The organism is Intrasporangium zincisolvens (assembly GCF_034724055.1).
GTDB lineage: Bacteria > Actinomycetota > Actinomycetes > Actinomycetales > Dermatophilaceae > Monashia > Monashia zincisolvens.
Map to the genome: position 1 here is coordinate 625285 of NZ_JAWIIL010000003.1, position 21987 is coordinate 647271.

The 21987-nt window shown below is 73.7% G+C and carries 23 protein-coding genes; 14 read left to right on the forward strand and 9 right to left on the reverse strand.

Going from position 1 to position 21987, the window contains the following annotated elements; all coding sequences use genetic code 11:
* Nucleotides 1-100 precede the first annotated feature (100 nt).
* From RY076_RS11375 to RY076_RS11410, 8 genes are all read left to right on the forward strand, one after another.
* Nucleotides 101-781: a redox-sensing transcriptional repressor Rex gene (locus RY076_RS11375; RefSeq protein WP_323097869.1), complete on the forward strand. Its 681-nt coding sequence runs from the start codon at nt 101-103 to the stop codon at nt 779-781.
* Complete coding sequence (gene hemA, locus RY076_RS11380) at nt 778-2160, forward strand: glutamyl-tRNA reductase (protein ID WP_323097872.1); 1383 nt, start codon at nt 778-780, stop codon at nt 2158-2160. The genes RY076_RS11375 and hemA overlap by 4 nt, the downstream gene beginning before the upstream one ends.
* A complete protein-coding gene (gene hemC, locus RY076_RS11385; RefSeq protein ID WP_323097875.1) occupies nt 2157-3203 on the forward strand; it encodes a hydroxymethylbilane synthase in 1047 nt (348 codons plus the stop codon). The genes hemA and hemC overlap by 4 nt, the downstream gene beginning before the upstream one ends.
* Nucleotides 3200-4849 carry a bifunctional uroporphyrinogen-III C-methyltransferase/uroporphyrinogen-III synthase gene (locus tag RY076_RS11390; protein ID WP_323097877.1) on the forward strand — a complete coding sequence of 550 codons (1650 nt, stop codon included), beginning with the start codon at nt 3200-3202 and terminating at the stop codon, nt 4847-4849. The genes hemC and RY076_RS11390 overlap by 4 nt, the downstream gene beginning before the upstream one ends.
* Before the next feature lie 10 nt (nt 4850-4859).
* Entirely contained in the window at nt 4860-5825 is a 966-nt protein-coding gene (gene hemB / locus RY076_RS11395; RefSeq protein ID WP_323097880.1) for a porphobilinogen synthase, read from the forward strand.
* A gap of 32 nt (nt 5826-5857) precedes the next feature.
* Complete coding sequence (locus RY076_RS11400) at nt 5858-6346, forward strand: MarR family winged helix-turn-helix transcriptional regulator (protein WP_323097882.1); 489 nt, start codon at nt 5858-5860, stop codon at nt 6344-6346.
* 34 nt (nt 6347-6380) lie between these two features.
* A complete protein-coding gene (hemL, locus tag RY076_RS11405) occupies nt 6381-7715 on the forward strand; it encodes a glutamate-1-semialdehyde 2,1-aminomutase (protein WP_323097884.1) in 1335 nt (444 codons plus the stop codon).
* A gap of 145 nt (nt 7716-7860) precedes the next feature.
* A complete protein-coding gene (locus RY076_RS11410; RefSeq protein ID WP_323097886.1) occupies nt 7861-8481 on the forward strand; it encodes a hypothetical protein in 621 nt (206 codons plus the stop codon).
* Between the two features lie 94 nt (nt 8482-8575).
* On the opposite strand, the gene RY076_RS11415 is transcribed toward RY076_RS11410, so the two are convergent.
* The gene (locus RY076_RS11415) at nt 8576-9193 is read right to left on the reverse strand and encodes a LysE family transporter (protein WP_323097888.1); all 618 of its coding nucleotides are present in this window, start codon (nt 9191-9193) and stop codon (nt 8576-8578) included.
* Between the two features lie 128 nt (nt 9194-9321).
* Here RY076_RS11415 and RY076_RS11420 point away from each other — a divergent pair, with 128 nt between their 5' ends.
* Genes RY076_RS11420 through RY076_RS11445 form a run of 6 tightly spaced genes read left to right on the forward strand, consistent with a single transcriptional unit; the run spans nt 9322 to nt 14412 of the window.
* On the forward strand, nt 9322-10002 hold the full coding sequence (locus RY076_RS11420) for a histidine phosphatase family protein (RefSeq protein WP_323097891.1): 681 nt from the start codon (nt 9322-9324) through the stop codon (nt 10000-10002).
* Nucleotides 10002-10616: a TlpA family protein disulfide reductase gene (locus RY076_RS11425; RefSeq protein ID WP_323097894.1), complete on the forward strand. Its 615-nt coding sequence runs from the start codon at nt 10002-10004 to the stop codon at nt 10614-10616. Before RY076_RS11420 ends, RY076_RS11425 begins: the two co-directional genes overlap by 1 nt.
* Before the next feature lie 9 nt (nt 10617-10625).
* The gene (locus RY076_RS11430) at nt 10626-11369 is read left to right on the forward strand and encodes a cytochrome c biogenesis CcdA family protein (protein WP_323097896.1); all 744 of its coding nucleotides are present in this window, start codon (nt 10626-10628) and stop codon (nt 11367-11369) included.
* Complete coding sequence (resB, locus tag RY076_RS11435; protein ID WP_323097897.1) at nt 11369-13081, forward strand: cytochrome c biogenesis protein ResB; 1713 nt, start codon at nt 11369-11371, stop codon at nt 13079-13081. Before RY076_RS11430 ends, resB begins: the two co-directional genes overlap by 1 nt.
* On the forward strand, nt 13078-14073 hold the full coding sequence (ccsB, locus tag RY076_RS11440; protein WP_323097899.1) for a c-type cytochrome biogenesis protein CcsB: 996 nt from the start codon (nt 13078-13080) through the stop codon (nt 14071-14073). Before resB ends, ccsB begins: the two co-directional genes overlap by 4 nt.
* A 12-nt stretch (nt 14074-14085) precedes the next feature.
* Nucleotides 14086-14412 carry a DUF4229 domain-containing protein gene (locus tag RY076_RS11445; RefSeq protein WP_323097901.1) on the forward strand — a complete coding sequence of 109 codons (327 nt, stop codon included), beginning with the start codon at nt 14086-14088 and terminating at the stop codon, nt 14410-14412.
* A 26-nt stretch (nt 14413-14438) separates the two neighbouring features.
* Here RY076_RS11445 and RY076_RS11450 read toward each other — a convergent pair whose 3' ends face one another.
* From RY076_RS11450 to RY076_RS11485, 8 genes are all read right to left on the reverse strand, one after another.
* Nucleotides 14439-15665, reverse strand: coding sequence for a flavin-containing monooxygenase (locus RY076_RS11450; RefSeq protein ID WP_323097903.1), 1227 nt, complete (start codon nt 15663-15665; stop codon nt 14439-14441).
* Nucleotides 15666-15732: 67 nt separating this feature from the next.
* A complete protein-coding gene (locus tag RY076_RS11455) occupies nt 15733-16608 on the reverse strand; it encodes a 1,4-dihydroxy-2-naphthoate polyprenyltransferase (RefSeq protein ID WP_323097905.1) in 876 nt (291 codons plus the stop codon).
* A 17-nt stretch (nt 16609-16625) separates the two neighbouring features.
* Entirely contained in the window at nt 16626-16913 is a 288-nt protein-coding gene (locus tag RY076_RS11460; RefSeq protein ID WP_323097908.1) for a PLD nuclease N-terminal domain-containing protein, read from the reverse strand.
* A gap of 53 nt (nt 16914-16966) precedes the next feature.
* Complete coding sequence (menE, locus tag RY076_RS11465) at nt 16967-18193, reverse strand: o-succinylbenzoate--CoA ligase (protein WP_323097911.1); 1227 nt, start codon at nt 18191-18193, stop codon at nt 16967-16969.
* Nucleotides 18194-18307: 114 nt separating this feature from the next.
* Nucleotides 18308-18685 (reverse strand): DUF6188 family protein, encoded by a 378-nt coding sequence (locus RY076_RS11470; protein WP_323097913.1) that lies wholly within the window; start codon nt 18683-18685, stop codon nt 18308-18310.
* The gene (locus tag RY076_RS11475) at nt 18682-19389 is read right to left on the reverse strand and encodes a hypothetical protein (protein WP_323097915.1); all 708 of its coding nucleotides are present in this window, start codon (nt 19387-19389) and stop codon (nt 18682-18684) included. The genes RY076_RS11470 and RY076_RS11475 overlap by 4 nt, the downstream gene beginning before the upstream one ends.
* 644 nt (nt 19390-20033) lie before the next feature.
* On the reverse strand, nt 20034-20366 hold the full coding sequence (locus RY076_RS11480; RefSeq protein WP_323097917.1) for a hypothetical protein: 333 nt from the start codon (nt 20364-20366) through the stop codon (nt 20034-20036).
* A gap of 52 nt (nt 20367-20418) precedes the next feature.
* Nucleotides 20419-21933 (reverse strand): MFS transporter, encoded by a 1515-nt coding sequence (locus tag RY076_RS11485; protein ID WP_323097919.1) that lies wholly within the window; start codon nt 21931-21933, stop codon nt 20419-20421.
* Between the last annotated feature and the right edge of the window lie 54 nt (nt 21934-21987).

Genomic DNA, 21987 nt, shown 5'->3' on the forward strand with positions numbered 1-21987 from the left:
TCAACTTTGTGCATGGCTTCACAAACGTCTAGCCTGAACAGGTCCTTACGTGCTCCGCGTTCGCCTCGAACGCCTCTGCGAGAGGAGCCGGTGAGCAAGCGTGTCCGCCGACCCTGTTCTGCGTCGAGAGATCCCCGACGCAACCGTCGCGCGGCTTCCTGAGTACCTGCGGACGCTGTCCCGGCTCGCTGAGGACGGCGTGCTGTCGGTGTCGTCCGAAGAGCTCGCGGCCGAGGTCGGCGTGCGTTCGGCCCAGCTGCGCAAGGATCTGAGCCACCTCGGCTCCTACGGTGTGCGCGGCGTCGGCTACGACGTCGAGACGCTCGCCCTCGAGATCTCCCGGGCCCTCGGTCTGACCCAGGACTGGCCCGTGGCCATCGTCGGGATGGGCAACCTGGGCCACGCGCTCGCGTCCTACTCCGGCTTCGTCACCAAGGGCTTCCGCATCGTCGGGCTCTACGACGACGACCCGGCGCTCGCCGACGAGCTCGTCGTGGGCGTCCGCATCCGGCCGCTGTCGGAGATCGCCGCCCACCACGCCGTCGACCCCATCGCGATCGGGGTCATCGCGACGCCGGCCCCGGCCGCGCAGGCCGTGTGCGACGCGCTCGTGGGCACCGGCATCTCCTCGATCCTCAACTTCGCGCCGGCGGTGCTCTCCGTCCCCGCGGGCGTCGACGTGCGCCGCGTGGACCTCTCCACCGAGCTGCAGATCCTCGCCTTCCACGCGCAGCGCAAGGCGCTCGCGGCCGGCGAGCTGCGATCGGCGGTGGCGCGATGAGCCTGCTCGTCATCGGACTGTCCCACCACACCGCGCCCCTTTCGGTGCTCGAGGCGCTGTCCGAGCGGCCCGACCGCGCCGAGGCCATCGCCGGCTCGGTGCTCGGCTCGGCCACGGCGTCGGAGGCCGTCGTGCTCTCCACGTGCAACCGGCTCGAGGTCTACGCCGAGGTCGCCGCCTTCCACCCGGCCGTCGCCGCCATCGGCGAGGCGCTCGCGCTCGCCGCGGGCATCGAGCAGGGCGAGGTCGTCACCACCTCGCACGCGGTGCCGACCGACCCGGCCGAGGCCCTGGCCGCCCGCGCCGAGTCGCTGGCCGACCACCTCTACGTGCGCTTCGACGACGCCGCGGTCGCCCACACCTTCACCGTCGCGTGCGGCCTCGACTCGATGGCCGTCGGCGAGGCGCAGGTGCTCGGCCAGATGCGTGACGCGCTCTCCGGCGCCCAGCAGCGCGGCCAGGCCGGCGAGTCGCTGAACTCCCTGTTCCAGCAGGCCCTCCGGGTCGGCAAGCGGGCCCACTCCGAGACCGACATCGACCGGCACAGCGTCTCGCTCGTGCAGATCGCCCTCGAGCAGGCCGCCCAGGTGCTCGGGTCGCTCGAACGCCGCAGCGCCGCCGTCGTCGGTGCCGGCGCCATGAGCGGACTCGCCGCGGCCACCACCCAGCGCGGCGGCATCGGCGAGCTGACCGTCGTCAACCGCACGCCCGAGCGCGCCGAGCGCCTCGCCGCGGCCACCCAGGGCACGGCCCGGCCGTGGTCCGAGCTGCCCGACGTCCTCGCCGAGGCCGACCTCGTCATCACGTGCACCGGCGCGGTCGGGCACGTCGTCACCGGGGCCGACCTCGCCACGGCGGCGGCCCGCCGCGACGGCCGCCCGCAGGTCGTCGTCGACCTCGCACTCCCGCGCGACGTCGAGCCCGCCGACACGTGGTCGACGCCGGTCGACTCGGTCGCGCTGCTCGACCTCCAGCACCTCGGGCGGCTCCTCGAGGGCCGCGCCGACACCACCCAGGTCGTCCGCGTCCGCGAGCTCGTCACGGGCGAGGTCGCCGACTACCTGACCCGACGCGTCGAGAAGACCGTCGCGCCGACCGTCGCAGCGCTGCGCTCCCGGGCCGCCGAGCTCGTCGCCGGCGAGATGGATCGGCTCGACCAGCGCCTGCCCGGCCTCGACGAGGGCACCCGCGCCGAGATCGGCCTCGCCGTGCACCGCATCGTCGAGAAGCTGCTCCACACCCCGACCCGACGCGTCAAGGAGTTCGCGATGGAGGGCAGCGGCGACGACTACGCCGCCGCCCTGCGCGAGCTGTTCGACCTCGAGCCCAAGGACGTCGCCAACGTGTCGACCCCTCCGAAGCGGGGAGGTGGCGCATGACCACGCTGCGCCTCGGCACCCGCCGCTCCGCCCTCGCCACGACCCAGTCCGCCTGGGTCGCCGACCGGCTCCGCGCGCTCGGCCACGCCGTCGAGCTCGTCGAGATCACGACCGAGGGCGACACCTCCGGCGAGCTGCTCACCGCGATCGGCGGCACGGGCGTCTTCGCCGCCGCGATCCGCAGGGCCCTGCTCGACGGCCGCATCGACGTCGCCGTCCACTCGCTCAAGGACCTCCCGACGACGCCCGAGCCCGGTCTCGTCGTCGCCGCGGTCCCGCAGCGCGAGGACAGCCGCGACGTGCTCGTGGCCCGCGACGGCCTGACCCTCGGCGAGCTGCCTGCCGGGTCGGTCGTCGGCACCGGCTCGCCGCGTCGCACCGCCCAGCTCGCCGCGCTCGGTCTCGGCATCGAGGTCCGCCCGATCCGCGGCAACGTCGACACCCGCATCGGCCTCGTCACGTCGGGCACCCTCGACGCCGTCGTCCTCGCGCGAGCGGGCCTGGCCCGCCTCGGCCGCCTCGACGAGGTCACCGAGGTGCTCGACCCGATCCAGGTGCTCCCGGCGCCGGGCCAGGGTGCCCTCGCCGTCGAGTGCCGGTCCGACCGCGCCGACGTGCTCGCCGCGGTCACCCCGCTCGACGACCCCGACACCCGTACCTGCGTCCTCGCCGAGCGGTCGCTGCTGCGCACCCTCGAGGCCGGCTGCACCGCCCCCGTCGGGGCGCTGGCCGAGGTCGTCGAGGACGACGACGGCCCGGTGCTGTCGCTGCGTGCCTTCGTCGGCACGGAGGACGGCGCCGTCGAGCTGCGTCGCTCGCTCGTCGGCGGGTACGACGAGCCCGAGGACCTCGGGCGCCGGCTCGCGCACGTCTGCCTCGAGGACGGCGCCGCCGAGATCACCGGCACCCCGGTCGGGGCCCCCGCCCCGGTCGGAGCAACGACCGACAGCGATCCACCGAACGACCCGTACGGCAGTCCGCACGACGCCCCGTACGACACCGACTCACCGCACGCCTCACACCGACCGGAGCAAGTTTCGTGACCCAGTCTCGCCAGCCGTCGGAGCAGACGGCGTCGACCCCCACGCTCTCGACCTCTCCCGCCCGCGTCGCCTTCGTCGGGTCGGGTCCGGGTGACCCGGGCCTGCTGACGCTGCGCGCCCGCGACCTGCTCGCGGCCGCTGACGCCGTCGTGCTCGACCGCGTCGCCCGCGAGGACGTCGTCCTGGCTCACGCGCGTCCCGACGTCGAGGTCATCGACGCCGGCCACGGCGAGCAGGGCCAGGAGCTGACCCACGCGGTCCGCGCCAAGCTCGTCGTCAAGGCCGCCAAGGCGGTCGGCCCGTCCGGCCTCGTCGTGCGCCTCATGGACGGCGACCCCGCCACCTTCAACGGCCTCGCCGAGGAGGTCCGCGCCTGCCGCAGGGCCGGGCTGACCTTCGACGTCGTGCCGGGCGTCTCGGCCGTCACCGCCGGGCCGACGTACGCCGGCGTGCCGCTGACGTCCAAGGCCACCGGCGCCGTCCACGTCCTCGCCACCGAGCACGCCGGGCTCGACCTCGCGCCGTACACGGCCGACGCCGACACCCTCGTCCTGCTCGGCAACACCGAGACCATCCGCAAGGCGCTGGCCGCTCTGCTCGCGGCGGGTCGCCCCGGCGAGTCGCTCGTGGCCCTGACGACCAACCCGACGACGGTCCGCCAGACGTCGGTCACGTCCTCGCTCGAGGCCGTCGACCGCCTCTTCTCCGGCAAGGAGCCGCTCGAGGTCTCGCTCGCCGTCGTCTCCCCCAACGTCGACCTGCGCGAGGAGTTCGCGTGGTTCGAGACCAAGCCGCTCTTCGGCTGGAAGGTCCTCGTGCCGCGCACCCAGGCTCAGGCCGGCCCGATGGTCGACCGCCTCGCCGGCTACGGCGCCACGGCCGACGTCGTCCCGACGATCTCCGTCGAGCCGCCGCGCACGCCGCAGCAGATGGAGAAGGCCGTCAAGGGCCTCGTCACCGGGCGCTACGAGTGGATCGGCTTCACGTCGGTCAACGCCGTGCGCGCGGTCCGCGAGCGGTTCGAGGAGTTCGGTCTCGACGCGCGCGCCTTCGCCGGTCTCAAGGTGGCGGCCGTCGGTGGCGTCACCGCCGACGCGCTGCGCGAGTGGGGCATCAACCCCGACCTCGTGCCCGCCGGCGAGCAGTCGGCCGCCGGCCTGCTCGAGGAGTGGCCCGAGTTCGACGAGGTGCTCGACCCGATCAACCGCGTCCTGCTGCCGCGTGCCGACATCGCCACCGAGACCCTCGTCGCCGGCCTGCGCGACATGGGCTGGGAGGTCGACGACGTCACCGCCTACCGCACGGTCCGCGCCGCCCCTCCGGCCGCGTCGATCCGCGACGCCATCAAGGGCGGCGACTACGACGCGGTGCTCTTCACGTCGAGCTCGACGGTGCGCAACCTCGTCGGCATCGCCGGAAAGCCCCACGCCGCAACGGTCGTCGCGTGCATCGGCCCGGCCACGGCCAAGACGGCCCAGGAGCACGGACTGCGCGTCGACGTCCTGGCGCAGGAGGCCTCGGCCCTCGCGCTCGTCGACGCCCTGGCCGGTCACGGCGTCGGCCTGCAGGTCGCGGCCCGCGAGGCCGGCCAGCCGGTGCAGCGCCCGAGCGACAAGCGTCCGGCCTCGCGCCGCCGCGCCCGCTGAGGAGCGTCGGGTGATCGAACGTCCTCGTCGCCTGCGGCAGAACCCGGTGCTGCGGTCCCTCGTGGCCGAGACCCGGGTGCACCCGCGTGACCTCGTGCTGCCCGTCTTCGTCGCCGAGGGCCTGCGCGAGCCACGCCCGATCGAGAGCATGCCGGGGGTCCAGCAGCACACCCTCGACAGCGTCGTCGACGTGGCGCGGCGCTGCGTGGCCGCCGGCGTCGGCGGGATCATGCTCTTCGGCGTCCCGGAGACCAAGGACGCCACCGGGTCCGGCGGCATCGCCCCCGACGGCATCCTCAACCTCGCGCTCCGCGCCGTGCGCGACGCGGTGGGCGACGACCTCGTGATCATGGCCGACACGTGCCTCGACGAGTTCACCGACCACGGCCACTGCGGCGTGCTCGACGAGCAGGGCCGCGTCGACAACGACGCGACGAACGAGCTTTACGCCGAGATGGCCGTGGCGCAGGCGCGCGCCGGTGCCCACGTCGTGGCCCCCTCCGGGATGATGGACGGCCAGGTCGCCGTCATCCGCGAGGCGCTCGACGCCGAGGGGCTCACCGACACCGTCATCCTCGCCTACTCCGCGAAGTACGCCTCGGCCTTCTTCGGGCCGTTCCGCGAGGCCGTGCAGTCGAGCCTGCAGGGCGACCGGCGCACCTACCAGCAGGACCCCGCGAACATCGTCGAGTCGCTGCGCGAGATCGACCTCGACATCGCCGAGGGCGCCGACATGGTCATGGTCAAGCCGGCCATGAGCTACCTCGACGTCGTCGCCGCCGCGGCCGAGCGCTCCTCGGTGCCGGTGGCGGCCTACCAGGTGTCGGGTGAGTACTCGATGATCCACGCGGCCGCCGCGAACGGCTGGATCGACCTGCGGGCCACCGCGCTGGAGTCGCTGACCTCGATCCGCCGCGCCGGCGCGCAGGTCGTCCTGACGTATTTCGCCCTCGACGCGGCCGACTGGCTCGCCTGACGCCTTACGATCAGGGGGCGCAGGAGGTGCACATGGCCGGTGGTTCAGGGGACGACGGCGTGAGGTGGCTCGACGACGGCGAGCAGCGGTCGTGGCGTGCCGTGCTGCGCGGCACGCGTCTGCTCGAGCGGGCGCTCGACGAGGCGCTCGGCGACGCCGGCATCGCGCTGAGCGAGTACGAGATCATCTCGATGCTCTCGGAGAGCCCGCAGCACCGGCTGCGGATGAGCGAGCTCGCCTCGATGGTCGTGCAGTCGCGCAGCCGGCTCACCCACACGGCCAAGCGCCTCGAGGAGCGCGGCTGGGTCGCGCGCGAGTCGTGCCTGGAGGACAAGCGCGGCGTCGAGCTCGTGCTGACACCGGGCGGTCTCGCGGCAACCCAGGACATCTCGAGGGTCCACGTGCAGAGCGTGCGCGACAACCTCGTCGACATCATGACCCGCGAGCAGTTCCAGGCGATCGGCGACGCCATGGCGATCGTCCGCGACCACCTCGACCCCGAGGGCGCGAGCGGCCGCTGACCGGCTGCGTCACGGCGGTTGCGACAATGGGGGCATGAGCTCCCAGCCCACGACCGCCCCCGACACGACCGACGCCCCCGCCTCGGCGGCCCTCCTCGAGCGGGCCGGACGCGTCATCCCCGGCGGCGTCAACTCACCGGTGCGCGCCTTCCGGGCCGTCGGCGGCACGCCGCGCTTCATGCGCAGCGGCCAGGGCGCGTGGCTCACCGACGCCGACGGCAAGAAGTACGTCGACCTCATCTGCTCGTGGGGCCCGATGATCCTCGGCCACGCGCACCCCGACGTGCTGCGCGCGGTCACCGAGGCTGCGGCGCAAGGCTTCTCGTTCGGCACGCCCTCGGAGAACGAGGTGCTCCTCGCCGAGGAGATCGTCGCGCGGATGGAGCCCGTCGAGCAGGTGCGCCTCGTCAACTCGGGCACCGAGGCGACGATGTCGGCGATCCGCCTGGCCCGCGGCTTCACCGGCCGTGACGTCGTCGTGAAGTTCGCCGGCTGCTACCACGGCCACGTCGACGCCCTGCTCGCCTCGGCCGGCTCCGGCGTCGCGACGTTCGCGCTGCCCGACTCCGCCGGCGTGCCGCGCTCGAGCGCGGGGGAGACGATCGTGCTGCCCTACAACGACGTCCCGGCCCTCGAGGCGGCGTTCGCGGAGCGCGGGGAGGAGATCGCGGCCGTCATCACCGAGGCGGCGCCCGGAAACATGGGGGTCGTGCCGCCGGCCCCCGGCTTCACGGAGGCGCTGCGCCGGGTGACGAAGGCCCACGGCGCGCTGCTCGTGTCGGACGAGGTCATGACCGGCTTCCGCGCCTCGGCCTCGGGGTACTACGGCTGCGAGGAGCACCCGTCGGGTGCCGCCGAACTGTACACGTTCGGCAAGGTCATGGGCGGCGGGTTCCCCACCGCGGCCTTCGGCGGGCGGGCCGACGTCATGGCACTGCTCGCGCCGCAGGGCCCGGTCTACCAGGCCGGGACGCTGTCGGGTAACCCCGTCGCCTCGGCCGCCGGTCTCGCCACCCTCCGCGGCTGCACTCCTGCGGTGTACGAGCGCCTCGGCGTCGCGGCCCGCACGATCGCCGACGCCGTGAGCGCCGAGCTGTCGGCGGCGTCGGTGCCGCACACCGTCCAGTGGGCCGGGTCGATGTTCTCGGTGTTCTTCCGCGACGGCGCGGTGATCAGCTACGACGACGCCAAGGCGCAGGACACCGACGCCTTCCGCCGCTTCTTCCACGCGATGCTCGCCCAGGGCGTCCACCTGCCGCCGAGCGCCTTCGAGTCGTGGTTCGTGTCGGCGGCCCACGACGACGAGGCGGTCGGCCACGTGCTCGCCGCGCTGCCCGCTGCGGCGCGCGCGGCGGCGACGCCGGACTGACGCCGGACTGACGCGGCCCGCTCGACCCGGCGTCCCTGCGGTCTCCGCGGGGGCCCGGGACCTTGTCGGCGGCCGGGCGGGGGAGGACGCTGGAGGGCGACGGCGGCGCCGTCGGGGCGCAGCCTCGAGGCAAGGGAGGTGGGCCGTGTACGCACGTTCCACGACGGTCACGGGCCAAGCGGGCATGGTCGAGTCGGGCATCGCGCACGTCAAGGACTCGGTGATGCCGCAGGTCAGAGCGATGGACGGCTGCGTCGGGCTCTCCCTCATCGCCGACCGCGCGAGCGGACGGTGCATCGTCACGACCGCCTGGCGCGACGAGGCCGCGATGCGCGCGACGGCCGACGCCGTCATGCCGCTGCGCGAGCGCGCCGCGAGCATGTTCGGCGGCGAGACGAGCGTGGACGAGTGGGAGGTCGCCTACCTGCACCGTGACCACCGGTCCGCCGACGGCGCGTGCACCCGCGTCACGTGGACCGAGGGCGACCCGGCCACGATGGACCGGGCCATCGACATGTTCAAGAGCTCGATCATGCCCAGGGTCGAGATGCTCGACGGCTTCTGCAGCGCGAGCATGCTCGTGGACCGGATGTCCGGTCGCTGCTGCGTGACGGCGTCCTACGACTCCACCGAGGCGATGGACAGGGCCCGCGACGCCGCGATGGGCCTGCGTGCCGACCTGGCCCAGGAGACCGGCATGCGGATCACCGCGGTGGCCGAGTTCGAGCTGGTCCTCGCCCACCTCGACGTGCCCGAGCTCGTCTGAGGTTCCCCACGACGCCGGGACCGTGCCCGCTCGACCATGGACCGGTCGGGTGGGCACCGTCCCGCGTGGGGCCGCCCGCGTGCCGCCGGGGGCGTCAGTGGACGGTGGCGAGCAGGACGCCGGCGCCGACGAAGAGGCTGCCGAAGACGCGTCCGAGCGTGCGACGCCCCGACTCGCGGGCCGTGAGGCGCCGCAGCCCTCGCGCCGCGAGCGCGAAGACGAACCACATGACGACGACGTCGATGACCACGACGGTCGCGGCGAGCAGCGCGTACTGCGGGACGAGCGGCCGGTTGGGGTCGATGAACTGCGGGGTGAAGGCGAGGAAGAACACGACGGCCTTCGGGTTGGTGAGGTTGACGAGCAGGCCTCGCCGGAACATCGACCAGCCCGACTCGCGCACGACCTCGCCCTCGTTCCCGGCCTTGCCGCGGGCCCGGAGCTGCCGGACGCCGAGGAGCACGAGGTAGGCGGCGCCGGCGTAGCGCACGATGCTGAACAGCACCGGCGAGCCGGCGACGACGACGCCGACGCCGGCGGCGACGACGGCGATGTGCACGAGCAGGGCCGCCTGCTGCCCGAGGATGCCCCAGATGGCGCGGGCCCAGCCCGATCCGATCGAGTTGGCCATGGTGTTGACCGCGCCGGCGCCCGGCGTCAGGGAGATGAGCACGCCCGCGGCGCAGAGGGCGAGCCAGACCGAGAGGGACACGCCGGGAGTGTAGGGCGCACGCGTCGGGCGGCGCCGGGAATCTCATCTACCGTCTCCCGACGCGGCGCGCAACCCGGGGGTCGACCGCGGATTCGGTCGTTCGCGGACCGTTTGAGACACTGGGGCACATGACGCAGAGCACGGACGGAGGCAGCGGGGGACCCGCCGACACCACCGCCGACACGACCGTCGTGCACCTCATGCGCCACGGCGAGGTCCACAACCCCGACGGCGTGCTCTACGGGCGCCTCGAGGGCTACCACCTCAGCGACCTCGGCCGCGAGATGGCCGACGTCGTCGCCGCGCACCTGGCGACCAACGACGTCACGTACGTCGTCGCCTCCCCGCTCGAGCGGGCCCAGGAGACCGCGGCGCCGATCGCGAGCAGCCACGGCCTCGCCATCGCGACCGACGCCCGCCTCATCGAGTCGGCCAACCACTTCGAGGGCGGCCGCACCAGCAAGAAGGACCTCCTGCACCCGCGGCACTGGCACGTCCTCGCCAACCCGACCAAGCCGTCGTGGGGCGAGCCGTACGAGGCCATCGCCGCCCGGATGCTGTCCGCCGTCGACGCCGCGCGCGAGGCCGCCCGCGGCCACGAGGCCGTCGTCGTCTCGCACCAGCTGCCGGTGTGGACGGTCCGCAACAAGCTCGAGGGCCGGCGCCTGTGGCACGACCCGCGCAAGCGCGTCTGCACCCTGGCCTCGCTGACGTCGTTGACCTACGTCGGCGACGAGCTCGCCTCGATCACCTACTCCGAGCCTGCCTTCGCGCTGCTCGCCGGGGCCAGCAGGAGCGTGGGCGCCTGATGGCCGAGCTCGACCGACGCACCGCGCTGCGCTGGGGCGCCGTCGCCATGGCCTGCGGCCTGGCCCTCTTCACCGCGGCCTGCACGTCCGACCCGAACTCCGTGGAGTCCCAGGCCCGCTCCGGCGACCGCAAGGGCTACGTGGCCGGCGACGGTTCGATCGAGCAGCTGGCTCCCGGCCAGCGCGGCGAGCCCGTCGAGCTGCTCGGCACCACGCTCGAGGGCGAGCCGTGGTCGCTCAAGGACAAGGACGGCGCGGTCGTCGTCGTCAACGTCTGGGGCTCGTGGTGCCCGCCGTGCATCGAGGAGACGCCCGCCCTGCAAAAGGCCTGGGAGAAGGTCCAGGCCGACCGCAAGGACGTCGTCTTCATCGGCATGGACAAGCTCGAGGGCCCCGAGACCGGCCTCGCGTTCCAGAAGGCCAAGGGCGTCACCTACCCCTCGCTCGCCTACGACGGCGGGGTGCCGCTGCTCGCCCTCCAGGGCAAGGCGTCGGCCACCCCGACGACGCTCGTGCTCGACGGGGACGGGCGGATCGCCGCGCGCGTCTCGGGCCCCGTGACCACCTCGACCTTGCTGGGCCTCGTCGACGACGTCCTCGCCGAGCAGGGCTGAGGCTCCCGCGTGACGCCCGACATCACCACCGGATCGCTGCTCGTCGCGGCGGTGGTCGCGCTCGCCGCGGGGTTCGTCTCCTTCGCCTCGCCGTGCGTCCTGCCGCTCGTGCCCGGCTTCCTCGGCTACGTCACCGGCCTGTCCGACGTGTCGCTCCGGGAGCGGTCGCGCGGGCGGCTCGTGCTCGGGGCGCTGCTGTTCGTCCTCGGGTTCTCCGTCGTCTTCCTCCTCGGGGCCGCGACCCTGTCGGGCCTCGGGGTGGCGCTGCGCGAGCACCAGGCGCTGCTGCTGCGTGTCGGCGGTGTCCTCGTCATCGTCGCGGCGCTGATGTTCCTCGGCCTCGGCGACCGGTTCTCGGCCCAGCTGAGCTGGCGCCCCCGCGCCGGCCTGGCCGGTGCACCCCTGCTCGGTGCGGTCTTCGGCCTCGGCTGGGCGCCGTGCATGGGCCCGACGCTCGGGGCGATCCTCGCCATGGCGGCGCCGCTGTCGGCGGAGTCCGGAACCGTCGGGCGCGGGGTGCTCCTCGCCGTCTTCTACTGCGTCGGCCTCGGCGTCCCGTTCGTGCTCATGGCGGCGCTGTGGGAGCGGGCCGGACGCGCGAGCGGCTGGCTGCGCGGGCACCGACGCCCCATCCAGCTCGTCGGCGGCGGCCTGCTGCTCGCCGTCGGCGTCCTCATGGTGACGGGCCTGTGGGAGGACGTCATCGTGTGGGTCCAGACCCACTTCGTCGCGACGTTCCAGGTGGCCCTGTGATGACGACCGGTACCCCGACGAAGAAGGCCGCGAAGGCCCTCAAGGAGCAGGAGCGGCAGGAGCGCCGCGACCGCGAGCCGGTGCTGCCGGAGCTCGGCGTCCTCGGCATGCTGCGATGGGGCTGGCGGCAGCTGACGAGCATGCGCACCGCGCTCTTCCTGCTCCTGCTGCTGGCCATCGCGGCCGTGCCCGGCTCGATCTTCCCGCAGCGCAACATCGACGCCGGACGCGTCGCCGACTACCTCGCCCAGAACCCGACGTCCTCGCCGTGGCTCGACCGGTTCGGGTTCTTCGACGTGTACTCCTCGCCGTGGTTCTCGGCGATCTACCTGCTGCTGTTCATCTCCCTCGTCGGCTGCATCGTGCCGCGCAGCAAGGTGCACCTCGCCGCCCTGCGCGCGAAGCCGCCCAAGGCGCCCGCGCGCCTGCGCCGCCTCGACGAGAGCGCCGAGCTGACGACGGGCCTGACCTCCGAGGAAGCCCTGCAGGTCGCGCGGGAGGTGCTGCGCGGCAAGCGGTTCCGCGTCCACTCCCACGACACGACGTCGGTCAGCGCCGAGTCGGGCTACCTGCGCGAGACCGGGAACCTGCTCTTCCACCTCGCGCTCACCGGCATCATCATCGGCATGGCCGTCGGCCACCTGTTCGGCTGGCGCGGCGACGTCATCCTGCCCGAGGGCGAGAAGATCGCGGCCTCGGCCGGCACCTTCAACACGTGGTCGCCGGGCCCGTGGGTCAGCGAGGAGTCGCTGCCGCCGTTCGTCCTGTCGCTGACCAAGCTGCACGTCGCCTTCGAGGAGACGCCCGGCAAGGACTTCGGCAAGCCGCGCGACTTCACCGCCGAGACGAGGCTCTCGCCCGAGCCGGGGGCACCGGCCGCCGACGAGTCGATCAGCGTCAACCACCCGGCCAGCGTCGACGGCGCCGACATCTTCCTGCTCGGCAACGGCTACACGCCGGTCATCACGGTTCGCGACGCCAAGGGCGCCGTCCTCTACCGCGAGGCCACCCCGTTCCTGCCGCAGGACCCGAACTACCGCTCGGTCGGCGTCGTCAAGGTGCCCTCGGCCTCGCCGAGGCAGCTCGGTTTCACCGGCTTCTTCCTGCCCACGGCCGAGCCGACCTTCAAGAACGGTCCCGTGTCGCTGTTCCCCGACGCGCAGAACCCCGAGCTCGCGCTGTCCGTGTGGGAGGGCAACCTCTTCCCCGGCAACCGGCCGCAGTCGGTGTACACGCTCAACACCGACGAGATGAAGCAGGTGACGGGCACCGACGGCTCGCCCGAGCTCGTCCGGCTGGGGCTCGGCGAGACCAAGCAGCTCCCGGGCGGCCGCGGCTCGATCTCGTTCGACTCGGTCAAGCGCTTCGCCGGCCTGTCGGTGCGGACCGACCCCGGCGCCCCGATCAGCCTCGTCAGCGCCCTGCTGGCCACGGGTGGTCTGATCCTCGGCCTCACCATCAAGCGCCGACGCGTCTTCGTCCGTGTCCGCCCGGCCGTCGATGCCGCCGCAGGGCCAGGCGGGCCAGGCGGGCCCGGTGGGCCCGGTGGGCCCGGTGGCTCCGGTGGGCCGGACCCCGAGGCTGGGGCCGCCGCGGGCGCACCGACTACCGTGGTCACCATCGGTGGCCTCTCCAAGGACTCCGACCCCGGGCTCGCCGCGATCGTCGCGGCCGTGCACGACCGACTGGCAGAACGGAACGACCACCCGTGAACCTCCCAGGCAACGCGAACGCCGCGCTCTACGCGTCGATGATCGTCTACACGCTGGCCATGCTCGCCTTCACGTGGCACCTCGCGGCGCGCGCGCCGAAGGTCGCCGACTCGCGGGTGGCCGACCGTGAGGGGGTGCTCGTCGGAGCGGCCTCAGGCACGGGCACGGGCTCCGGCGCCGACGAGCGACCGCGGCCGGTGTCGCCGTACGCCGCCGGGTCCGGCTACGAGGAGAGCCTGAAGAGCCGCCAGCGCGGCAGCATCGCGCTGATGCTCACCTACCTCGCCTCGGCGCTGCTCGCCGCGTCGGTGCTCATGCGCGGGCTCGCGGTGTCGCGGCCGCCGTGGGGCAACATGTTCGAGTTCGCCACGGCGGCGGCGGCGGCCGTCGGCGTCGTGTACTCGCTGCTGGCCCGCCGCAAGCGGTGGGAGTGGCTCGGCGTCTTCATCGTCACGCCGATCCTGCTCGTCCTCGGCCTCTCGCTCACCGTGCTCTACACCGGGGCCGGCGAGCTCATGCCGGCGCTCAAGTCGTACTGGCTCGGCATCCACGTGACCGTGGCCTTCATCGCCGTGGCGTTCTTCACCATCGCGGCCGCGATCGGCGCGCTCTACCTCGTGCGCCGCCACCGCGAGGACAAGCCGGTGAAGCCGACCTTCATCGAGTCGCTGCCGTCGTCGGCGGCCCTCGAGCGGGCGGCCTACAGCATCAACATGGTCGGCTTCATCCTCTGGACCTTCACCCTCATCGCCGGTGCCATCTGGGCCAAGCAGGCGTGGGGCGCCTACTGGCAGTGGGATCCCAAGGAGGTGTGGACGTTCGTCATCTGGGTCGTCTACGCCGCCTACATGCACGGGCGGGCCACGGCCGGCGTCGACCACCGTCGCTCGATGTACATCGCGCTCGGCGGCTACGTCTGCGTCATCGTCAACTTCACCCTGGTCAACCTCGTGTCGACCTTCGTCGGCATGCACAACTACTCGGGCATGTGAGGGAGGTCTGACATGGTCCGGTACGGCCTGCTGCGCCTGCTCATCTTCTTCGGGTTCCTGTTCCTCTTCTGGCTCATCGGGATCCGCAACAACCCCGTCCTGCTGATCGGGGCGGCCGCCCTCGCGTCGGCCGCGGCGTCCTACGTCCTGCTGCGCGGGATGCGAGACGAGATCACCGCGAACCTCGTCGAGCGCCACGACGCCCGCGTCCAGGCCAAGCAGGAGGCCGCGGCGTCGGGTCCCGAGCCGTCGAGTGACGAAGCCGCCGAGGACGCCGAGGTCGACGGCGCCGAGCACGACGTCGAGCAGGCCGACCACGGGGACACCCGCGAGCGCTGACGCGCGCCGGAACGGACCGGCCGGGCTCAGGCGACGCCGAGCCGCGACGCGACGCGGTCGGCTGTGAAGGCGGCGTCGGCGCCGACCCCGAAGAGCAGCGCCGAGCTGCGACGGCGCAGGAAGTGGACGCCGACGAAGTGCAGGTCGGGCGCCGCGGTGCTCTCGCCGTCCTCGTGCACCGGGAAGCCGAGGTCGTCGACGAGTCCGGGCACCTCGATCCACGAGGTGTAGTCGGGGCGGAACCCGGCCGCGACGAGGACCGACCCGAGCCGGGCCACCGGCACCGACTCGACGGGCGTGCCGGCGAGCGGCGCCGGGTCGGGCAGGTCGGGGCGCTCGAGGGCCTGGCGGGCGCACACCGCGAAGACGAGGTCGCGCAGGCTGCGGTAGGCCTCGTCACCGAAGGCGACCGACGCGTCGAGGTCGGGGGCAAGACGCACGACGCCGTCCCGTGCACCGAGCAGGTGGCCACCGAGCCGCACGCCGAGGGCCGCGAGGGTCCGGTAGTGCAGGTCGTGGCCGCCGTGGGCCCCGCTGACCTGCGGGTTCGCGCCGAGCCGGGCGGCGGGCGTCGGCAGGTCCTCGACCCGCTGGTCGAAGAACGGGGTGTCGAGGAGCCACTCGAAGACGTCGCGGCCGCCGGCCCGGCGCGGGAACCATGGCGCGCGTCCGCACGCCATGACGACCTCGCGGCCCGCCATCACGAGCTCCTCGGCGACCTGGCAGGCGCTCTGACCGCTGCCGACGACGAGCACCGGGCCCGCGGGCAGCGAGCCCGGGTTGGCGTAGTCGGTGAGGTCGAGGACGGGCAAGGATGCGGGGAGCGTGGCGCAGGCCGCGGGACGGTGCGGCCGCTGGTAAGCGCCGGTGGCCACGACGACGACCCGGCTCACCAGCGTCCCGGAGTCGGTCACCAGGGTGAAGCCGCCGGCGTCACGCGGCTGCAGGCTGCGCACGGCGCAGCCGCTGCGGACCGGGGCGCGGAGGCGACCCGCCCAGGCCTCGAGGTGACCCGCGATCTCGTCGCGGCCCATGAAGCCGAAGGGGTCGTCGCCGCGGTAGGGCGCGCCCGGGAGGCGGACGGTGTGGTTCTGGCCGACGAGCGTGAAGGAGTCCCAGCGGTGGCGCCACGACGATCCCGGCGTCTCGGCCTCCAGCACGACATGGTCGATCCCACGCTGCTCGAGCTCGTGGCTCGTCGCGAGCCCCGCCTGGCCGGCCCCGATGACGACGACGTCGGCGTCCTCCGACATGCCTCCACGGTGGCACCGGGGTCGGCGCCTGTCCGGCGAACCGGGGAAGAGAGGGCGGCGGGGTCGGTCAGACCCGGCCGAGGGCGAGCCCGACGGCGAGCAGCACCGACCACACGAGCTGGAACCGGCCCGTGCCGGCGAGGGCCGGGATGAGGCCCGGGCCCGTCGCCCCGCCGAGCACGGCCTGCATCGGCCGCACGACGAGCGGCGCGGCCAGGAGCGCGAGCAGGGCCCACGGCGAGGTGAACGACACGATGCCGGCGACGACGAAGGCGACGGCGACGAGCGCGACGTAGAAGGCGCGGGTGCCGCGCTCACCCATCCGCACCGCGAGCGTCCGCTTGCCGTGCTCGCGGTCGGTGGGGATGTCGCGCAGGTTGTTGGCCACGAGGATCGCCGAGGCGAGGGACCCGACGCCGACCGCACCCCACCAGCAGGCGGCGGTGGGCGGCGTCATCGTCGCCATGGTGCCGACCGTGGCCACGAGCCCGAAGAAGACGAAGACGAACACCTCGCCGAGCCCGAGGTAGCCGTAGGGCCGTGAGCCGCCCGTGTAGTACCAGGCCGCGAGTACGGCCGCGGCGCCGATGGGGATCATGACCCACAGGCCGGACAGGCCGACGAGGGCCAGGCCCACGACGGCCGCGAACCCGAACGAGGCGAACGCCGCGAACTTGACGGACGACGGCTGGGCGAGCCGCTGCCCGACGAGCCGGACCGGTCCGACGCGCACCTCGTCGGTGCCACGGATGCCGTCGGAGTAGTCGTTGGCGTAGTTGACGCCGACCTGCAGGGCGAGGGCGACGACGAGGGCGAGCACCGCGTACGCCCAGACGACGTGACCGGTCTGGTAGGCGGCTCCGGTGCCGACGAGGATCGGGGAGACGGCGGCGGGCAGCGTGCGGGGGCGGGCGCCCTCGATCCACTGGGACAGGGTGGCCATGAGGTCAGGCGGTCCTTCTACAGCTTGCGGAGGAAGTCAGGATCGTCGTCGGGGCCCTTGGGGCCGGTCGGCCCGGACGGGCGTCGTGGCCCCGGTCGGCGCGACCCGCGCGGGGAGGGTCCGCCGCGGGCGTCCGTGCGCCCCGCCACGAGCCACACGAGCGGTCCGAGGACCGGCACGAGCACCGCGATCAGCCACACCGGCTTGGGCATGACCCGGATGAGGCGGCGGTCGGTCATGAGGCAGTCGACGAGCGCGTAGATCGTCGCGAAGACCACGAGGGCGATGAGCGCGACGCGCAGCACGATGACCTCCGGGGCGACGAGAGGGGCGGGGACCCCTCCATCTTGCCACCGCCTCAGACGGCGCCGGTCGCCGACTCGGTGGTGGGATCGGCGGCGGGGTCGGTCGCCGTGGCGCGCAGGGCCGCCCGGATCGCGGCCCGGTCGGGCTTGCCCGGCCCGCGCAGGGGGATGGCGGGCAGCACGAGGACGCGGTGCGGCAGGGCGGCGTCGGGCAGGATGCCCCGCAGCCGCTCGCGCACCTGCGGCGTCGTGACGCGTCGGCTCGGGTCGACGAGCGTCACTGCGGCGCAGACGGACTCGCCCCACCGCGCGTCGGGGATGCCGAGCACGACGACGTCGGTGACGTCCTCGAGATGGCGCGCCATGGCGTCCTCGACGACCCCCGGGTTGATCTTGAGTCCGCCGGTGTTGATGACGTCGTCGGCGCGGCCGTCGACGACGAGGAGGCCGTCCTCGTCGAAGTGGCCGAGATCGTCGGTGCGGAACCAGCGGACGCCGTCGGGATCGGTGCTGAAGGCGTCGGCGCTCAGGGTGGGCTCGCCGAGGTAGCCGTGGGCCACGGTGTCGCCGCCGAGCACGACGTGGCGGTCGTTGTCGACGTGGACCCGGCTGACCGGCAGCGGCAGGCCGTCGTAGACGCAGCCGCCCGCGGTCTCGCTCATGCCGTAGGTGAGGCTGAGGGCGACGTCGAGCGAGCGGGCGCGCTCGACCATCGCCGCCGGTGTCGCCGCGCCGCCGACGAGCACGCCGTCGAAGCGGCGCAGGGCGGCGACGCCGGCCGGGTCGTCGAGGAGCCGACCCAGCTGCGTCGGGACGAGGGCCGTGTACCGCCGGCGGGCGGCGGGGGTCGTGGCGACGCGGGCGGTGGCCTCGGCGAACCCGTCGACGGTGAACCCGCCGCGCAGGTCGAGTACGGCCGGCGTCGTGCCCGCGGCGAGCGAGCGCAGCAGCACCTGCAGGCCCGCGATGTGGTGGGCGGGCATCGCGAGCAGCCACGCGCCGCTGCCGCCGAGGACGCGGTGGGTGGCCCAGGCGGAGCGCTCCAGGGCGTCGGCGGTCAACAGGGCGCGCTTGGGCCGGCCGGTCGAGCCGGACGTGCCGACCGCGAGCGCAAGGTCCTCCGGCAGGGTGGCGGGGTCGTGGGATGGCACGACGGGCTCCGGGTCGGCGGCCGCGTACGGCAGGACGGGGGAGCGTCCGGCGAGGGCGGCCTCGAGGTCCGGCAGGACGTCGAGGACCTGCGGACCCGCGGGGATCGGCAGCGGCCTCGGCGCGGACATGGCTGCCATTCTGCCTCCCGGCGGTTCGGGCCCGGGCGGGGGAGTCGCCGGGCGGCCCCCCGTGTTCCTCGCGCGCTGCTCCCACCACGGGAGCAGTGCGCGAGGGATCGGGGATCAGTCGCGCCGTGGCCCCCACTCGGTGAGCCTGCCGCCCGGACCGCACACGATGATCTCGCCCCGCGGCCCGTTGAGCTGCCAGGATTCGTAGTCGACACCGACGGGGCACTCGATCACGATGTCGTCGAGCGAGAGCGTGAGGTCCCCTCGATCCGAGACCGAGAGCCCTGTGATCTTCCGGCCGATCAGCGCCCGAACGCTCTCGGGCGGCTGATCCTCCTGCGCCGTGGTGTCGACACGTTCGGCGACGTGATCGGGACGCCGGATGACCGCGTCGCCGGCCAAGGTGATCTGCCAGTTGTCTTCGGTCCACAGCATGAGCGCGAAGTCCAACTTGGCAATCTCCAGCACCTTGTCACTGAGGCTCGGAATCATGGAGCCCATCCTCTCGGCACGTCGTAGGTCCCGTCCGGACGAATCGGTATGTGCGTCTCGGGTTCCTTTCTGGGCCCGGGCTTGCCATCGAGCTTCAGCACTTGGCCGTGGTCGTTGTAGAACCGCACGTAGCCGTCGGGGTTGAGATCGTCGGGATCCATGATGCGTATCGAGCTCGCGTCGTCGGGCTGACCCTTCGGAGCATTCATCTTCGACGGGTCCTGCCAGACTTCACCCTTGCCGCTGTCGGCGACGCGTCCTTTCCAGGTGGGGCCGGCCGTGTCCGGGCGCAAGGAGTCCGGCAACAGGTCGCCGGGGTTGCCCCGCGTCGGGGCCGGCCCGCTCGCCTCCTGCAGCAGGGTCGCCCCGTTCTCGGCGGCGTGCGCGCCCAGCTCCGCCGCCCCGTGGGCGGTCGTGACGGCTCCGGCGGTCACGAGGCCGGCGGCCGCCAGGTTGATGGGCACGCCGGCCACCGCTCCGACGCCCGTCAGGTCGAGGCCGACGCCGGCGACCTCACCGCCGGCCCCGACGACGAGCATCGCGGCCCCGGCCGCCATCTCGACGACGTCGCCCGGGTTCTGTGCCATGGCCTCGAGGACCCCAGCGGAACCGTTGACGACCGGCACCACAGCGCCGTTGTACGCGCCGGTCGCACTCGCGGCGACGGTGGCACCAGCCGTCTCCCACCACCGCTCGTCGCGCACGGTCGTGAACCCGAACCGTGGTCGCTGGGACGCAGCCACCCGTTCGTGGACGAACGGCAGGTCCCGCAGCATCGCGGCTCGGGCGCCCGGCGCACATCCCGGACCGGCGCCCGGGACCGACCGGGTCACGACGTCGAGCGCCCGTGCGGCCCGGTCGGCCGCCGCCGACAGGTCCTCGAGGGCAACCCCGTGCGCCCGGCCGACGTCACGCAGCCGCTCGTCCAGCCGATGCGTCGCCCTGGCCTCCAGCGCTCGGCCGGATGACAGGTCCGTGCTGGCCCTGGCAGCAGCCACGGTGCGCGCATGGTCCGCTCGCGCGGTTTCAGCGCGACGTCCGAGCGCTCGCACCACGCCTTGGGCGTGCTCGAGCGAGGTCGCATACGTGCAGAGCGCACCAGCGGCCGTGGCAAGGCCGGGTGCGAGGGCGCGCGCCCGAGCCGTCACGACCAGCGCATCCCTCGTAGCGAGTCGGGCGTCTGCACCCTGCCAGACGAGCCAGAGCTCCTCGGCGGCGTCGGTCGAGAGCGCACCCACCCGGTGGCACACGGTGGCGGCGCCCCGCAGACGAGCCGCGGCGGCCCGCAGGGCCCCTGGATCGCCCGGGGGAGGGACGACGGGTCCGTCAGCCGGTGCGGGCCGACGGGTCACGGTCCGGGACGGACGGTCGGCGTGGCAGGGGCACCGGTGAACGCAGCGGTGGCTCGCAGCTCGGCGTTCTCGGCCGACCCCGCCGTTGCCGCGGCGGCAGTCCCCAGCGCCTCGAAGGCGACGGCGAGGCCGTCGAGGGCCGCTCCATGCGTGTCGACGAAGTCGGCGAGGCTGCGCGCCAGCCCGACCGGGGGCTGTGCGCCCAGGGCGGCCAGCGCGGATCGACCTGCCCCGCGCACGGAAACGACGCAGTCGGTCGCCGCCGTTCCGGAGGTGAGGAGGGTGGCGCCAGCTCGTCGGGTGCCGCCCGTGTCGATCGCGTAGGCCATGACGCGACCGTAGGAGAGCTGCTCCGACGCGCGTGGGCGTCATCCACAAGCGTCAGGCGCGGTGGGGACGAGGCGTGCGCGGTGCGGGGGCGTAGCGGGCTGCGACTCGCTTCTGGCGGGCCGCGACGACGACGGTCCAGGCGACGGCGGCCGCACAGACCGGGAAGCCGATGCGCGGGTCGAGCGGCAGGACGATGCCGAGCGCGCCACCGAGGACCCACAGCATCTGCAGCATCGTCTCGGACCAGCCGAACACCGACGTGCGGACGTGCTCGGGGACGTCACGCTGCACGAGCGCGTCGAAGCACAGCTTGGACAGCTGGGCCGAGAGGCCCTGGGCGAGGCCGAGCAGCGCGAGCGTCCAGGGGCCGTACCAGATCCCGACGAGCACGCAGCACACCGTCGCGACGAGCACCGAGACCATCGCGACGCGCTCCGGACGCTGGTCGCGCACCCGGTCGCCGAGGACCGTGCCGAGGACGTTGCCGATGCCGATGGCCGCGGCGAGGACGCCGAGGACGACCGGACCCGACACGTCGCCGACCGGATGCTCCTTGGTGAGAAAGGCCATGAAGAGGATGAGGAAGCCGGTGAGCACCCGTGTGCCCCCGGTCGTCCACAGCGCGTCCATGACCGGCCACGGGATGGCGCGCTTGCGCCGGCGGAACCGCCCGAGCGGACCGGAGGAGTCGACGGTGAGGACCCCCGACGCGTCCGACGCGCCCGTCGCGCCCGAGTGGAGCCGGCCGGCGCGGATCGGCACGGTGTCCTCCGGGTCGGCCTCCCCGGCGGCGGAGTCGACGCGCGCGGGTAGTCGGATGGCCTGCACGGTGCCGAAGACGAACACCGCGAACGCCACCCGCAACGCCCAGGCGGGCCCGGCCAGCATCGCGATCCCGCCGAGGGCCCCACCGGCCAGCGCACCAGCCACACCGGCCATCGAGACCCGCGAGTTCGCCCGCACGAGAGTCGTGCCCGAGGGCAGCAGTCGCGGCACGGCCGCCGCCCGGGTGATCGTGTAGGCGCGTGAGGCGACGAGGCAGCCGAGCGCGGCCGGGAACAGCCACACGCTGCCGGAGGTCACGGCGTCGGCGAGCACCCAGCACAGGAAGGCCCGCAGCGCGGTCGTCGTGCCGATGGCCCAGCGGCGCCCGTGACGGAACCGGTCGAGCAGCGGCCCGATGAGCGGCGCCACGAGGGCGAACGGGACCATCGTGACGAGGAGGAACATCGCCACCTGGCTGCGTGCCTGGGCGGTCGCCGGGTTGAAGAAGAGGATGCCGGCGAGCGCGAGGGTCATGATCGTGTCGCCGGCGGTGTGGCTCGCGTGCAGCTCGGTCAGGCGCGCGAGGCCCGACTCGCCCGCACCGCCGGAGTGCGTGTAGGCGTGCGCCTTGGCGGCGGCGAACCGGCCGCCGCGCGCCGTGAACCGGGCGGTGCCACCGGCGGCTCGTCCGATGCCCCGCCCGATGCCTCGTGTGACGGCACGTGGGCCCGTCGCGGCGCGACGGGGACGGCCCCCGGCGTCCGGGGCGCCGTCGACGGGCCGGTCGCCGTTGCGCTCCACCCCTTCATCCTGCCCTGTCGGATGACGGCCCGTGGGCGTCCCACTCCGCGGACC